Genomic DNA, 13,335 nt, shown 5'->3' on the forward strand with positions numbered 1-13,335 from the left:
GGATTACTTTTGATTATTGTAGTCGAAAATGCCCTCCGATGCGACTGCTGGAACCAAACAACTGGATGGATTAACTAGCCAACCATTGTCACAGAGCTGGTGATAAGTTTTGGTAACTGGCACCCAGATTCCTTCACGTAAAATGTCAGCGATAGTGGCCCAAAATAATGGATCACGTTTTTGTTGGCGTGTGACGTTCACTTCAAACTTTTGACCGGTTTCTGTTTCGGCCACAAGGGTGGGGCATTGTGCCACAATAACTTTTGCTGAAATTAAATCACGAGAATCCTTTAACATATCGATCACTCCATTCGAACACAAGATGTTTAGTTCGTTCCGATTGCTTTGGAACATGATTAATCATATTGAACGCAACATAAAGAGAGCTTAAAAGCTAGAAAAGAAAAAGTAAAGGGCCGTGGAAAATGGCAAACAAAAAGCTGTGAGCGCTAAACTCACAGCTTTTATCATTCACTAAATGTACACTTATTAAGCTAAGGCACCCATTGGATCCCAAGGCTGTAACATTTTTGGTTCTTGTTCCTGAGCCTTTTGCAGGTTTTCAGGCATAAAGTTCTTGTTAACAACAACTTGGTAACAATATTCGTCCATCCAAGCATCGCTCATGACAAAGTAACCTTTGTCACCAACTTTATCGCCCCATGAATTTTCAACCTTCCACTTAGTTGGCTTGCCATCGACAAGATCAACACCAGTCAATACCATGGCGTGAGTCATCAGACTTTCGCCGTAGTCCAGGCGTTCTGCCTTGCTCATGGAGAAGTCAACGTCGAATAATTCATCCTTAGCGTAAACTTTAGTATCCATGATGCCGTTCTTACGGTCAGAACTTTGACCAACATCACAACCGAACCAAACGCTTTGACCGGCCTGCAATTGTGCAATGGCCATTTGCTTGAAGTCTTCCATTGAGACGTTCAAATGTTTAACTTCACGGCCACCGACCACGTTACCTAACATTTCAACGGTGTAGGTCTTGTTATATTCCTTGTCATCAGTTGGAGCATTGATGATAGAAACATATTGAGACAGATCCCACTTAACATACTTGTCGTAGAATGTTTTAGGCGTTAAATCGCGATCAATATGGTATTCCTTGTTACTGTCACGGTATTCGAAATCAAACTTAGTGACAGGTTCACCGAAGCTGTAAGATAAGATGCGATAAACTTCTTGTAATTTACGATCTTTCATTTCGTCAATTTCTGCGCGGCTAGCCTTGTTAGCGACCAGTTCACGGAATTCAACGGCATCCTTACGTAACTTCAGGTTTAACAAACTGTTGATCTGACCAGAAGCAGATGAGTTAAAGGTTTCTGGCATTGCAGATTGTGGAACCACCCCATATTTTTCAATGATGGCGCAAATCATGTCCCATTGACCACCGTCTTGTTGAGGCGTTTCCATCAAGAAAGCAACTTTACGGTCATCTAATGGCTTGTCGGCCGTGTTGATGACGTTTTCGTAAAAGTAGTTAGCTTTTTCGAACTTGTCCCAGAAGTACGTATAGTTTTGGGATAATTCAAAGTCACCAGGCAGGTTAAAGGTGTCCTTCATAGCGTGGCGCATGGTGTTCAATGCGGCAAACATCCAGCAACGCCCACTTTGTTTCTGGTTAGCAACATGACCAGTGTCCAAATCAATGGAGAAGATTGGTGTCATGTTGACATTTGCAATGTCATCTTGGGCAGTTGCTAAGATACCGTTTTTCTTAACGGCACGTTCCAAAACAGAGGCGTCCTTGCGGTCTGACAATTCGCTTTCGTAACGGCGAATCTGATCAGGTGTAATTTCAGTACTCAAATGGCTCACTCCTTTTTATATGCATGCAAACAGTATACTGCATTAGAAGAACATTAAAAAGAGGTGAGTGGACGCAAACTAGATTTGTGCTTCCACAATGAGTGAAGTTGTTAAACGAGAGCTGGTTCATGAAGTTTTTCGTTGCTAACGCTAGTGCCGGATAACAGATAACATAGGTAGTTACGAAAAAAGACAATCAGCAAAATCGCTGATTGTCTTTTTTCGTGCATAATCAATTAACGGTCCAAGACCATGTCATAAGCGACATTTCGTTCGTCTGGTTGGCCGCCCGTGACGGGCACCAAACCGATGTATGAAAAACCATTCGTTTCGATTACATGTTGCATGCCAAAGTTTTGCGGATGAGTGTCAATCCGCACGCTCTCAACTTCTGGGTCGAGACGGATCTGTTCCAACATGAGATCAAAGAAATCATGTGTGAGGTGATGACCACGAGATGCTTTAGCCATGGCCACACGGTGAATAGACACGTAATTTGTTTCTGTGCCAGTTACACGCCATGTGCCATCCGTGATTCCTTCATACGGGTGATCGATACCTTTCACGAGAGAAGCAATCGCTAAAATTGTGCCTTCGTCGTCTTTTAAAGCAACGGTTTCGCCGCGATCAATATCGCCAGCGATGACGCTGTCTTCTGGATAACCATCTTGCCATTGGTTGATTCCTTGTTCTGCCAAGAAGTCACGGGCATCAGCAATGATGTCCTTAATTGCTGGTAGGTCGTTCATTTCTGCGAAGTGTAGAGTTACGTTAAGCGTTGATGTTGTCATGAGACTCGCTCCTTTTTATTGGTGACATAACGAGAACCGTTCATTAAACGATATCGAATTTACGTTCAATGGCTTGTCGGTGTTATGACACGTGCAATGTGCTGCTAATAGCAGCCAGGTTGATTCACGAGGAATCATGACAGTGACCATATTATGGGTGCGTAACTCCTCATCAGTTACACTTTTCATTGGCTGGTCACTGCCTGATGAAAAGGTCATTTTGTCGACCACGAAAAAGCATTTTACACGGTTTACTTACAAAAGGCTAGTGTTTTGAACATTAATTTTTAACTCATAATTTCAATTATAAAAAGGACTCCAAAGGCTTGCTAAATCAAGCCATGTGAAACTTTCACAACGGTGCACAGAGAACTCTAATCAGACGCTACTGCAATGTCTGAAAACAAAGTTGCTAGTCGAAAGATGAAACTGAAAAAAAGCCTAATCCGTTACGACTTTGTCAACAATCTTGTTGAGCTTGAAATATTTGATAAGAAATGCCACGCACGGGAAGTAATATTTTAGGTACTGAAACAAACAGTACAATAACTCATTATTGTTTAATACATCGTAAATGCTTGCCTCATACATGTTTGTCGCTGGTTACTGTGGCGCACGGATCTATATTGCGTAACTCTTCAGCATCGTTTCTTGAAGAAAGAAGTTTATGCCGACTGATGACATTCATTTAGGGTTGAGCAAATTGGACGAAAATAATGAGTTGAAGTGTTGCTTGAATCGTTTGGCTTTTAAAGCACTAACTTACGGACGCAAACCACTCTGGACACATTATTAGGAAGTTTAAATATGGCAAAACAGCAGACCGCGACACAAATTGTAATTGAAATGATGGATGAAAGTTATCTACGTGATTTTCTCAAAGTTGAGCAACATTTAAAATGCATTGGAAAAAATCTTGGTGTTGGATGGCGTGGACTATCCTTGCTTAATCAGATTGCAAAAAATGATCGAATTACTTTAGATGTGTTGGCAAAACAAAATCATATTACCAAGGGTGCTATTTCTACACAAATAAAGACGTTGTTGCAATTTGGTCTAATTGAAGTTGAGGTTAGTCCGGATGATCGACGTCAGCATTTTATTCACCTTACACTCAAGGGAAAACAAGTGATCAAAGAATTAGATGTTCACGAAAAGAAAACAGTCGCGTCAATCCTTGAAGAAATGAGTCTCACAGAAATCACGCAGTTGAGTGAATACTTTGAACACTTTGTGGCTGTGTTAGATCAAAGCATAGAGGACTAAAAATATTGCGTGATCGATCACGATTTCAGATCAGTTAATCATTTCGTGTTGTGTCATGTCATCGTTATTAATGGGATACAAATAGTACTTATTTATTGATTCACTGACTTAACTTTAGGCAAAATCACCTTCAAACAGTAAAACGGACATCCAGTTTTTCCCCTGAATGTCCGTTTTACTGTTTATTTGCACTTGTAAATGACTTGTCAAAAATAACCTATTAACTTAACGTGAAGACAACTTATTTGTCGAGTAAATCGTTTATCCATTCGATGGCCAAAGTTAACCAGTGGGCTACGTGTGGCAAATCTGTCCCTGGTTTCCAGGCCGTAACATTGTTGGCAAGCGCCAAGCCGTGTGGTCCGTGGTTAAAAACATGGAGTTCAAGTGGTAAGTTGTGATTATAACTTTCCTGAACGTACGATAATGTGTTTGTTACAGGAACCGCTTGATCTTCATTAGTAACCCAAGCGAAAACTGGCTTATTTTTCACGGTGACGTGTTGTTCAGCTGCATATTTAGTTGGATCATCAGTCCATTGTGCAATGGTTTTTTCATCTTTGGGGAAACCTAATAATGGGCTGATGACGGGATAACCAAGGATGGCGCCGGCTGGTTCCAACACGCTGGCAGTGGCACCAGTGGTTTCGCTTAACCATGATGAGGACCAGTAATCATTGTAGAGTGCCACAATGTGACCACCAACTGACATTCCAAATGGAATGACAGCGTTGGCATCGACTGGCCAATCAGGATTTTGCTTGAGTTGACTAATCGTTTGACCGAGTTCAACTATCGGCGCTGGCAGTAGGGGAGTGACTTCGCCGACGAAGGAGTACCGCAAGTAGACGGCATTGAAACCCTTGGCAAAGAAGGTTAAAGCGACACTTTCAGCTTGTGCTTCAGGAATATGGGTATATGAACCACCAGGAACAATTACGATAGTTGGAAAAGTGGTTTGACCTTGTTGACCGGGTCGATCTTGCATAAAACCTTTATAATAGCTGTGTTGGTTTAACATTTTTTTGACAATTTGCATGACATTCACCTCGTGTTCATGATAGAGCCCAATGGTGACGGAGTGCAACTAATTCGTGATGTAACGGCAAAATTGATTGGAAGGTAATGAGGATGGCAATACCATTAAAAACGGCACGTTTAGAGCTACGAAGTATTCGAGAATCTGATTTATCGGCTTTTACTCAAATTGTTGGAAATCCGCGTGTTGCGATGCCAGCAGGTTTTCAGCCGGTTCATAATGAATTTGAAGCACGTTTTTTGATGCGTCAAACATTGGGGCAACGCTGGATTTGGGGCGTTACTCGTCGGGAAGAGGACCAAATTATTGGTACCGTTGGACTTTATGGCAGAACAGGACATGATGGCGCATTGGTGCACGGTGAACGAGATATTGGCTACATGCTTAACGAAAATTTTTGGGGTCACGGATATATGCCTGAGGCGGTGATGGCAGTCTTAACTTATGGCTTTGACCAAGGGTTACAAGCAGTATGGGGATCTTATTTTTCGGACAATGAACGTTCGGCGCGTATTTTTGAGCGGTTTGGTTTTCAATTTGATCATGAGATTCAGCATTCGGCAACTGATTTTTTCGCACCAGGGAAAACAGAGCGTTTTTTTCGGTTAACACCAAATGATTTTGCATTGCATCAGTAAAAAGTGGTCGAGGTTAATGGTTGAGTTACGTTTATCATTACTGTTCGGTATGCTATGATGGCAGTGGTAAGTTATCTCTATCGTGATAATTAGGTTAGGAAGAAATTATGCAATTAACGAGGGGCTTTGAGCAGGCCGCATGTATTTTAGCGTTACTCGCAACCCAAGATACGAACGTACCCATCACATCTGAAGTCATTCACACTAGATTGGGTGGATCACAAACTTATATGCGAAAAATCATTCGCAAACTGGTCGTTGCTGGTCTAGTTAGATCCGTGTCTGGTAATCAGGGTGGATTTACGTTGGGGCGTAATTCACGTCAAATTACTGTTTGGGATGCGGTGGTAGCGACAGAGGGTGATATTCAAACATATCCCAACAATGGCTTGATTGATCGGGTATTCGATGATGTTGAACCACTGGCTAACCGTGGCACACAGGTGTTGACAGACATCTTTGTTGCCGCAGATGAGCAGTATAAACATGTGTTACAAGAAACGTCGGTTCATCGGATTTTGGTTCATATTTTTCAGTCACAAATTATCCCGACTGTTGATTGGAATGAAAGTACGGTGAACTATCCGAATTTCACTGCCAAACTAAAGGCACTTATCCATGGAGAAAATTAGCGTTTTCTCGGGTAAATGGCTGATTGATTTGATGAATACGTTTTCATTTTTGCTGAAAGCCTTGCAATTTGCGGGGCTTCTTTTTATACTCTGTTTATATCGAATGAAGAGGTTGCGACAATCATGAGTCGCCAAGTTGAGAACGTACAGGTTCTGTAACGCTTGGTTAAAGGGTGCGTCGCCGAAATGAGCTGCTGCTGTATCAGTATCTTGTTGGGACGTTGGTGAATAATCAACGAACTGTCGTGGTAAATAAAAACGCCACGGAGCGCTATCTAACGATTGACCAGGATGAATTTGACGGTCGGTTTGTTTAGCGTGTCTTTGTGCATGATAAACAGACCGGCCTTTTATTTATTCAGATTACATCAAGTGCTTCTCTTTAGAAAATGGGAGGAACTCGATATGGCAGAAAATGAGAATCGCGCGGTTTGCCGCGAATTGAAGACGCGACATTTATCAATGATCGCGTTAGGTGGCAGTATTGGAACAGGGTTGTTCGTTGCATCCGGTTCCGCAATTTCGGCAGCTGGCCCTGGTGGTGCTTTGGTTGCTTATGTGGCAATTGGGATTATGGTCTACTTCTTAATGACCAGCTTGGGTGAGATGGCAACATACATGCCGCTGACTGGTTCATTTGCGGCATATTCGACTAAGTTTGTGGATCCCGCATTGGGATTTGCAATGGGGTGGAATTACTGGTTTAACTGGGCGATTACGTTAGCCGTGGATGTTTCGACGGCGGCCTTAGTTATGCAATTTTGGTTACCAAACGTACCGGCATGGATTTTTAGCATGATCGCATTAGCAATTATTTTTACTATCAATGCATTATCGGTTCGTTCGTTTGGTGAAACAGAATACTGGATGTCCATTATCAAAGTGGTCACAGTTCTGATTTTCTTAGTCATTGGGACCTTAACGATTTTTGGTATCATGGGCGGTCACGCAACTGGTTTTTCAAACTTAACTTATAAAAAGGCGCCATTTGTTGGCGGTGTGCCAGCATTGCTCTCCGTGTTCGTCGTAGCTGGTTTCTCATTCCAAGGGACTGAATTAATTGGGATTGAAGCTGGTGAAAGTGAAACACCTGAAAAGAGTATTCCCAAGGCGATTCGCCAAGTGTTCTGGCGGATTCTGTTATTCTACATTTTGGCAATCTTTGTTATTGCCTGCATCATTCCTTATACAAGCAAGGATCTGCTGGGTTCAAGTGCCACAGACATTGCCATCAGTCCATTTACGCTGGTCTTCCGTCGGGCAGGGTTAGCTGCGGCCGCTAGTGTGATGAATGCGGTTATTCTAACGTCTGTTATTTCATCAGCTAACTCAGGGATGTACGCTTCCACTCGGATGTTGTACTCCTTGGCAAACGAAGGCTACGCGCCAAGCTTCTTTGGTAAGACGAACAAGCGTGGGATCCCTATGGCTTCGTTGGTTGGAACCACAGTTATCGGATTATTAACTTTCTTGACCAGTATCTTTGGACCAAAGTTATACATGTACCTAGTTGCCGCTTCTGGTCTGACCGGATTCATTGCTTGGTTGGGGATTGCGATTAGCCATTACCGTTTCCGTCGTGCCTTTCTTAAGCAAAGACACCAGTTAAGCGAACTCCGTTACCATGCAAAGTGGTTCCCATTTGGTCCCATTTTGGCATTCGTGCTGGGGATCGTTGTCATTGTTGGTCAAAACTTGAAGTCGTTTGCACAACTCGATTTGCAAGCTATCTTGGTAACGTACATGAGTGTGCCGTTGTTCCTGATCCTGTGGGGTTATTACAAGATCCGTCACCGGACTCATATCATTCCATTGGACAAGGTTGACTTGATGCCAAAAACAAATGGTGAAAGTTACACGGCCGCTGATGCTTCGGCTGCCTCAGGTGATATTGAAAGTAGTGCAACAGTTGAGACGGTTGCACAAGCGGGTAAAAAGACCACGAGCGCAACGTCAGCGGCTCACGATTTGACGAATGATGAATCGGTAGCACCTAAAAATGATTCGATTAAATAATGGATCAATTTTAAATTGAATTAAATGTGAAATCAAATAGAACTCGCTTGGTACGAATACAAAAATTTGTATCGGCGAGTTTTTATTATATTCAAAGCTAAATGTCATCAAATAAATATATTTAATTTTGGTCGGGCACAATATGAAAAGGCTATCTTTGTTAGTATGGCTCGTTTTGATAAAAAATAAGGTTGTCCATTTGGTTATGACAGAAAGATTACGTTTTAATTTGTAAGCTACAAAATATGGCGAGATTCTCCGAGCGTGATACAATATGTAGGTAGTTAAAGGATAAACACGTTCTGTCACGGTTGACCACGCATTGTGGTGCGGTTGATAGAGATCAGGGGAGATAAAGACATGATTGTTTTAGCAGGAACGATTGGTGCAGGAAAAACGAGCTTAACTGATTTATTGGCAAGTCACTTACATACACAGGCCTTTTATGAATCAGTGGAAGATAATCCAATTCTGCCATTATTTTACAAGGATCCAAAAAAGTACGCTTTTTTGCTTCAAATTTACTTCTTAAATAAGCGGATGGATTCTATCAAGGCTTCTTTTGCCGATGATGAAAGTGTTATGGATCGTTCAATTTATGAAGATTCATTGCTTTTCCACTTGAATGCCGACCTAGGTCGTTCGACGGAAACAGAAGTTGACATCTATGATTCCTTATTAGAGAACATGATGCAGGAATTGCCAGATGCACCGCATGAAAAGAACCCTGATCTTTTGATCCACATCGACATTTCGTTTGACACCATGTTACAAAGAATTCAAAAACGTGGTCGTGAATACGAACAAATTGATAACGATCCTTCATTGTACGAATACTACAAACAATTGAACGATCGTTATACAGCTTGGTACAACAATTATGATCATGGCCCTAAAATGCGGATCGATGGTGATAAGTATGACTTTGTTGAAGATCCAGATGCAGCAAATGCCGTTCTTGCACAAATTGATGCAAAATTGAGTACACTTCAATTGGCGACTGCTTAGTTTGGGTTAATAAGGGTTGCACAAGTCTTTTAGTTGCTATAAGCTGTCCATAGACATAAACAGATATTAAACACAGTTGCATTTAGTATTGCGATTAAGAGAGCCGGTGGTTGATGAGAACCGGATCGCAATCATTCCGGCAACGTTTTAAGTGGGCGGTTAATCCCGCACGGCGAAAGTCGTTAGTATGTTCGAGAGCACCAGCAATGGTGAACTTGGGTGGTACCGCGAATTCACGTCATTCGTCCCAATTGTGATGGGACGAGTGGCGTTTTTTTGTGAAAAAAATGGAGGTAGTTAGATGTTAGACATTAAACGGATTCGTAATAATCCAGATGAAGCTAAGGAAAAGTTGGCAACGCGGGCAATTAAGCCTGAGCAGATTGATGACGTAATCGCTTTGGATGAACAGCGCCGTGATTTACTCAAACAGACGGAACAGTTAAAGGCTAAACGAAACAGGGTTTCGGATGCCATCAGCGTTGCGAAAAGAAATCATGAAGACGCCGATAAACAGATTGCCGAAATGCGTGAAGTTGGTGCTGATATTAAGGCATTAGACACCAAGTTGGCTGAAGTATTGGACGAGTTCAACGATAAGATGGCCCGCTTACCTAACTTTCCTCACGATACAGACCCTGTTGGTCCAGACGAAAATTATTCTCGCGAAGACCGTAAAGTGGGTGCTATTCCACATTTTGACTTTGAACCAAAGGCACACTGGGATATTGGTGAAGCTTTAGGAATCCTAGATTTCAAACGGGCCGCTAAGGTTTCCGGTGCTAGATTCGTTTACTACATGGGCATGGGCGCTAAACTAGAACGTGCCGTTTACAACTTTATGCTGGATCAACATGAAGAAGAGGGATACGAAGAAGTTATTCCACCTTACATGGTAAATGGTGCATCGATGTATGGCACTGGTCAATTTCCTAAGTTCAAGGAAGATGTTTTCCAGATTCAGGACCAAGACTTGACGTTAATCCCTACTGCTGAAGTACCGTTGACGAATTACTACCGCGACGAAGTGTTGGATGAAGCGCAACTACCTGTTTATGTGACTGCTTTGACACCTAGCTTCCGTTCTGAAGCGGGTTCTGCTGGCCGTGACACGCGTGGTTTAATCCGGATGCATCAATTCAACAAGGTTGAAATGGTTAAATATGTTAAACCAGAAGAATCTTATAAAGAATTGGAAAAAATGACTGGTAACGCTGAAAACATTCTGCAAAAATTAGGTTTGCCATACCACGTTATTACTTTAGCAACGGGTGACATGAGTTTCACAGCAGCTGAAACACACGACCTTGAAGTTTGGATTCCACATCAAGAAACGTACCGTGAAATTTCCAGTTGTTCTAACTGTGAAGATTTCCAGGCACGTCGAGCACAAATCCGTTACCGTGATGTAGACGGTAAGGTTCACTTGGTCCACACATTGAATGGTTCTGGTCTGGCCGTTGGTCGGACGGTCGCAGCTATTTTGGAAAACTACCAAAATGAAGACGGCTCGGTTACCATTCCGGATGTGCTGGTTCCTTACATGCATGGTGTGACTAAGATTACTAAAGAAAACGCCCACGCAAAGCACGTTGAAGACTAATTGATCTGCAATTTAAACAAACGAATCATGTGATGACTACCATTATGGTGGCCAACATGGTTCGTTTTTTATTAGTGTTGTTATTTCGTTGGTTGAACTGAGTGTTTTTGAGGAATTTTAATTGGAATAATCTTGGCGATTCTGGATTGTATTTACGTAACGCCGCCGCTATTAACGTCGTTGGTTATCTTGCTAGTGCAATGTGAGCGGAAGAGTGTCAGGGTTGAAATCTATAGTGAAGGTGTTGCTAATTCGGTGGGGTTGCCGAATTAACAACACGGACGAGTTTGAAGACTTGTTCTTTAAGGCTTCAAGTCGAAGTGAAAGACCGGTTTTGGGGTTTGAACTGGTCCCACAATGATTTCAACCCTGACAATCGAACGCGAGAGTTTTCTTCAAACAGAATTTGAACAGTAAGAACTATAGTTAACTACGGTTAATGAAAAATAAATGGCAAAAATTGAAGAAAAATGCGGAACAGTGTTGACAGTTTTTGAGCGTAAATGATATTATCTAATAGTTGTCTGATGAGGGAACAGAATCAGATGCTGCGGATGTGGCGGAATTGGCAGACGCGCTAGATTTAGGTTCTAGTGTCTTTTGACATGGAGGTTCGAGTCCTCTCATCCGCATCATGTTGCCGACTTAGCTCAGTTGGTCAGAGCACCGCTCTAGTAAAGCGGGGGTCGGAGGTTCGAATCCTCTAGTCGGCATGGTTCCATTTGTTTTATTGTTATGCGGAAGTAGTTCAGTGGTAGAACATCACCTTGCCATGGTGGGGGTCGCGGGTTCGAATCCCGTCTTCCGCTTTTCATAACGCTGTTATGAGAATGCACCCATAGCGCAACTGGATAGAGTGTCTGACTACGAATCAGAAGGTTGTAGGTTCGACTCCTACTGGGTGCATCATGATGACCGCTGCCAGGTGCTGGCGGCGGTTATTTTATTTTTATCGGGACATAGCTCAGTTTGGTAGAGCACTGCGTTCGGGACGCAGGGGTCGCAAGTTCAAATCTTGTTGTCCCGATCATTGTTTAAAACGAACAGTCGTTAGTCAATATTGACTAGCGGCTGTTTTTTTGACTGTTATTGTTGGTCACAACGCAAAACAAGCTATCGTTTTAGTCGTCAAGTTGCGAAAAATATGGCATGATGAACTTGTAGACAGATTGAACATTTGAAGATCAATCATTCAGCCGTGTTGGCAATTGCAATAATTATTGCAGGATATCGGTAATTAGAGGGAGACCAGTTATTATGAGTGACACAACAGCAATTTTTAACGCCATTGAACAAGCGAAGACAATTATCATCCATCGTCATCAGCGACCTGATCCAGACGCATTAGGATCTCAGTTTGGTCTAAAACTAACTTTACAGCACGCCTTTCCGGATAAGCAGATATTTGCAGTTGGAACGATTCCGGACGATCTTGGCTGGTTAGGCCAGTCAGACACTGTTTCGGATGATCAATACGCGGATGCGTTAGTGATCACTGTTGATACGGCCAATACCGAGCGCATCGACGATGACCGGTTCGATCAAGGGCGGCAACTGGTTAAAATTGATCACCATCCTAATGATGACAATTATGGTGATTTATCATGGGTGTTGCCGGAGGCATCCAGTACCTCGGAATTAATTGTCGATTTTATTGACGCACATCAAGAAACGCTTAGTTTGACACGTGATGCGGCATTGCTATTTTATGCAGGAATAGTGGGTGACACAGGTCGGTTCTTGTATCCGGCTACCAGTGCACACACCTTCGCCGTTGCCAGTGAATTGTTGGCAACTGGGATTGACGCTGCTGAAGTGGGGCGTCATGAAAATGAGTTGAGTCGTGGTCTCGGTCATTTGATGGGGGATGTCTTGGCTAATATTGAAATTGACGACTTTGGCGCTGCACATTATGTGATATCACAGGCTCAGTTGGCTTCTCTTTCTTTGGCAGCCAGTGAGGTTCAGCCACTGGTATCGACTCCCGGTCGCTTGGCTGATGTTCGGGCTTGGTTATTATTTGTGGAAAATCCTGACGGTAGTTATCGAGTTCACTTACGTTCCAAAGGACCAGCAGTAAACGAATTAGCGAAGGCACATCATGGTGGCGGTCACGATTTAGCTAGTGGAGCCAATGCTGCGGATCAACAAGAAGTTGACGACATGATTGTGTCTTTGAGCAAGTTGATGCAGCAATGGCAACAAACGCATTAAGCGGTTGCCTTGTTAAGAATACTAATAATTTATAATAATCATTTTCTTGATAGGGTAGATTGCAAATTTAATCCGAATTTTTGGACAAATTTGTCAGCATGATCTGATAAGGTGTTTGCCAGTCAAGTATTTTAAGTGGTCTCTGATTAATTTCGAGTAAGGTGGTTTTCAAGCCTTGAGCACTAATGTGCTCAAAATAAGTCCCCTTAGGATAAAAATAGCGTAAGTTCCGATTAAATCGTTCATTACTGCCGCGCTCAGCTGGCGTATAAGCATGGCAGTAATAGGTCTTAATACCGTATTG

The 13,335-nt window shown here is 42.6% G+C and carries 12 protein-coding genes, 5 tRNA genes and 1 riboswitch; of the genes, 12 read left to right on the forward strand and 5 right to left on the reverse strand.

Annotated elements, in window-relative coordinates:
- Positions 1 to 3: 3 nt before the first annotated feature.
- The 3 genes from GB992_RS02125 to GB992_RS02135 form a co-directional block, all read right to left on the reverse strand.
- Complete coding sequence (locus GB992_RS02125; protein WP_161001022.1) at positions 4 to 297, reverse strand: hypothetical protein; 294 nt, start codon at positions 295 to 297, stop codon at positions 4 to 6.
- Between the two features lie 192 nt (positions 298 to 489).
- Complete coding sequence (locus GB992_RS02130) at positions 490 to 1,812, reverse strand: C1 family peptidase (RefSeq protein WP_421017461.1); 1,323 nt, start codon at positions 1,810 to 1,812, stop codon at positions 490 to 492.
- A 248-nt stretch (positions 1,813 to 2,060) separates the two neighbouring features.
- A complete protein-coding gene (locus GB992_RS02135; protein WP_161001024.1) occupies positions 2,061 to 2,615 on the reverse strand; it encodes a GNAT family protein in 555 nt (184 codons plus the stop codon).
- Between the two features lie 807 nt (positions 2,616 to 3,422).
- On the opposite strand from GB992_RS02135, the gene GB992_RS02140 reads away from it, so the two are divergent.
- A complete protein-coding gene (locus GB992_RS02140) occupies positions 3,423 to 3,881 on the forward strand; it encodes a MarR family winged helix-turn-helix transcriptional regulator (protein WP_161001025.1) in 459 nt (152 codons plus the stop codon).
- A gap of 241 nt (positions 3,882 to 4,122) precedes the next feature.
- On the opposite strand, the gene GB992_RS02145 is transcribed toward GB992_RS02140, so the two are convergent.
- Positions 4,123 to 4,920: a lp_1002 family arylesterase gene (locus GB992_RS02145; protein ID WP_161001026.1), complete on the reverse strand. Its 798-nt coding sequence runs from the start codon at positions 4,918 to 4,920 to the stop codon at positions 4,123 to 4,125.
- A 92-nt stretch (positions 4,921 to 5,012) separates the two neighbouring features.
- On the opposite strand from GB992_RS02145, the gene GB992_RS02150 reads away from it, so the two are divergent.
- The 11 genes from GB992_RS02150 to GB992_RS02200 all read left to right on the forward strand — a co-directional run bounded on the left by GB992_RS02150 (position 5,013) and on the right by GB992_RS02200 (position 13,031).
- Positions 5,013 to 5,558, forward strand: a complete 546-nt coding sequence (locus GB992_RS02150) for a GNAT family N-acetyltransferase (RefSeq protein ID WP_161001027.1) — start codon at positions 5,013 to 5,015, stop codon at positions 5,556 to 5,558.
- Positions 5,559 to 5,665: 107 nt separating this feature from the next.
- Entirely contained in the window at positions 5,666 to 6,190 is a 525-nt protein-coding gene (locus GB992_RS02155; protein ID WP_161001028.1) for an Rrf2 family transcriptional regulator, read from the forward strand.
- 98 nt (positions 6,191 to 6,288) lie between these two features.
- Positions 6,289 to 6,472: riboswitch (Lysine riboswitch) on the forward strand.
- Positions 6,473 to 6,595: 123 nt separating this feature from the next.
- Entirely contained in the window at positions 6,596 to 8,206 is a 1,611-nt protein-coding gene (locus GB992_RS02160) for an amino acid permease (RefSeq protein ID WP_161001029.1), read from the forward strand.
- A gap of 360 nt (positions 8,207 to 8,566) precedes the next feature.
- Entirely contained in the window at positions 8,567 to 9,214 is a 648-nt protein-coding gene (locus GB992_RS02165) for a deoxynucleoside kinase (protein ID WP_017262628.1), read from the forward strand.
- Between the two features lie 301 nt (positions 9,215 to 9,515).
- A complete protein-coding gene (gene serS, locus GB992_RS02170) occupies positions 9,516 to 10,817 on the forward strand; it encodes a serine--tRNA ligase (protein WP_161001030.1) in 1,302 nt (433 codons plus the stop codon).
- A 550-nt stretch (positions 10,818 to 11,367) separates the two neighbouring features.
- Positions 11,368 to 11,449: transfer RNA gene (locus GB992_RS02175), tRNA-Leu, on the forward strand.
- Positions 11,450 to 11,456: 7 nt separating this feature from the next.
- Positions 11,457 to 11,530: transfer RNA gene (locus GB992_RS02180), tRNA-Thr, on the forward strand.
- 24 nt (positions 11,531 to 11,554) lie between these two features.
- Positions 11,555 to 11,626 (forward strand) — tRNA-Gly (locus tag GB992_RS02185).
- 23 nt (positions 11,627 to 11,649) lie between these two features.
- Positions 11,650 to 11,723, forward strand: a tRNA-Arg gene (locus tag GB992_RS02190).
- 47 nt (positions 11,724 to 11,770) lie between these two features.
- Positions 11,771 to 11,844, forward strand: a tRNA-Pro gene (locus tag GB992_RS02195).
- 230 nt (positions 11,845 to 12,074) lie between these two features.
- Positions 12,075 to 13,031 (forward strand): DHH family phosphoesterase, encoded by a 957-nt coding sequence (locus GB992_RS02200; RefSeq protein WP_161001031.1) that lies wholly within the window; start codon positions 12,075 to 12,077, stop codon positions 13,029 to 13,031.
- A 67-nt stretch (positions 13,032 to 13,098) separates the two neighbouring features.
- Here GB992_RS02200 and GB992_RS02205 read toward each other — a convergent pair.
- Positions 13,099 to 13,335 (reverse strand): transposase (locus GB992_RS02205; RefSeq protein ID WP_431188824.1); only part of this gene is annotated, 237 nt, incomplete at its 5' end.

The organism is Furfurilactobacillus milii (assembly GCF_009863985.1).
GTDB lineage: Bacteria > Bacillota > Bacilli > Lactobacillales > Lactobacillaceae > Furfurilactobacillus > Furfurilactobacillus milii_A.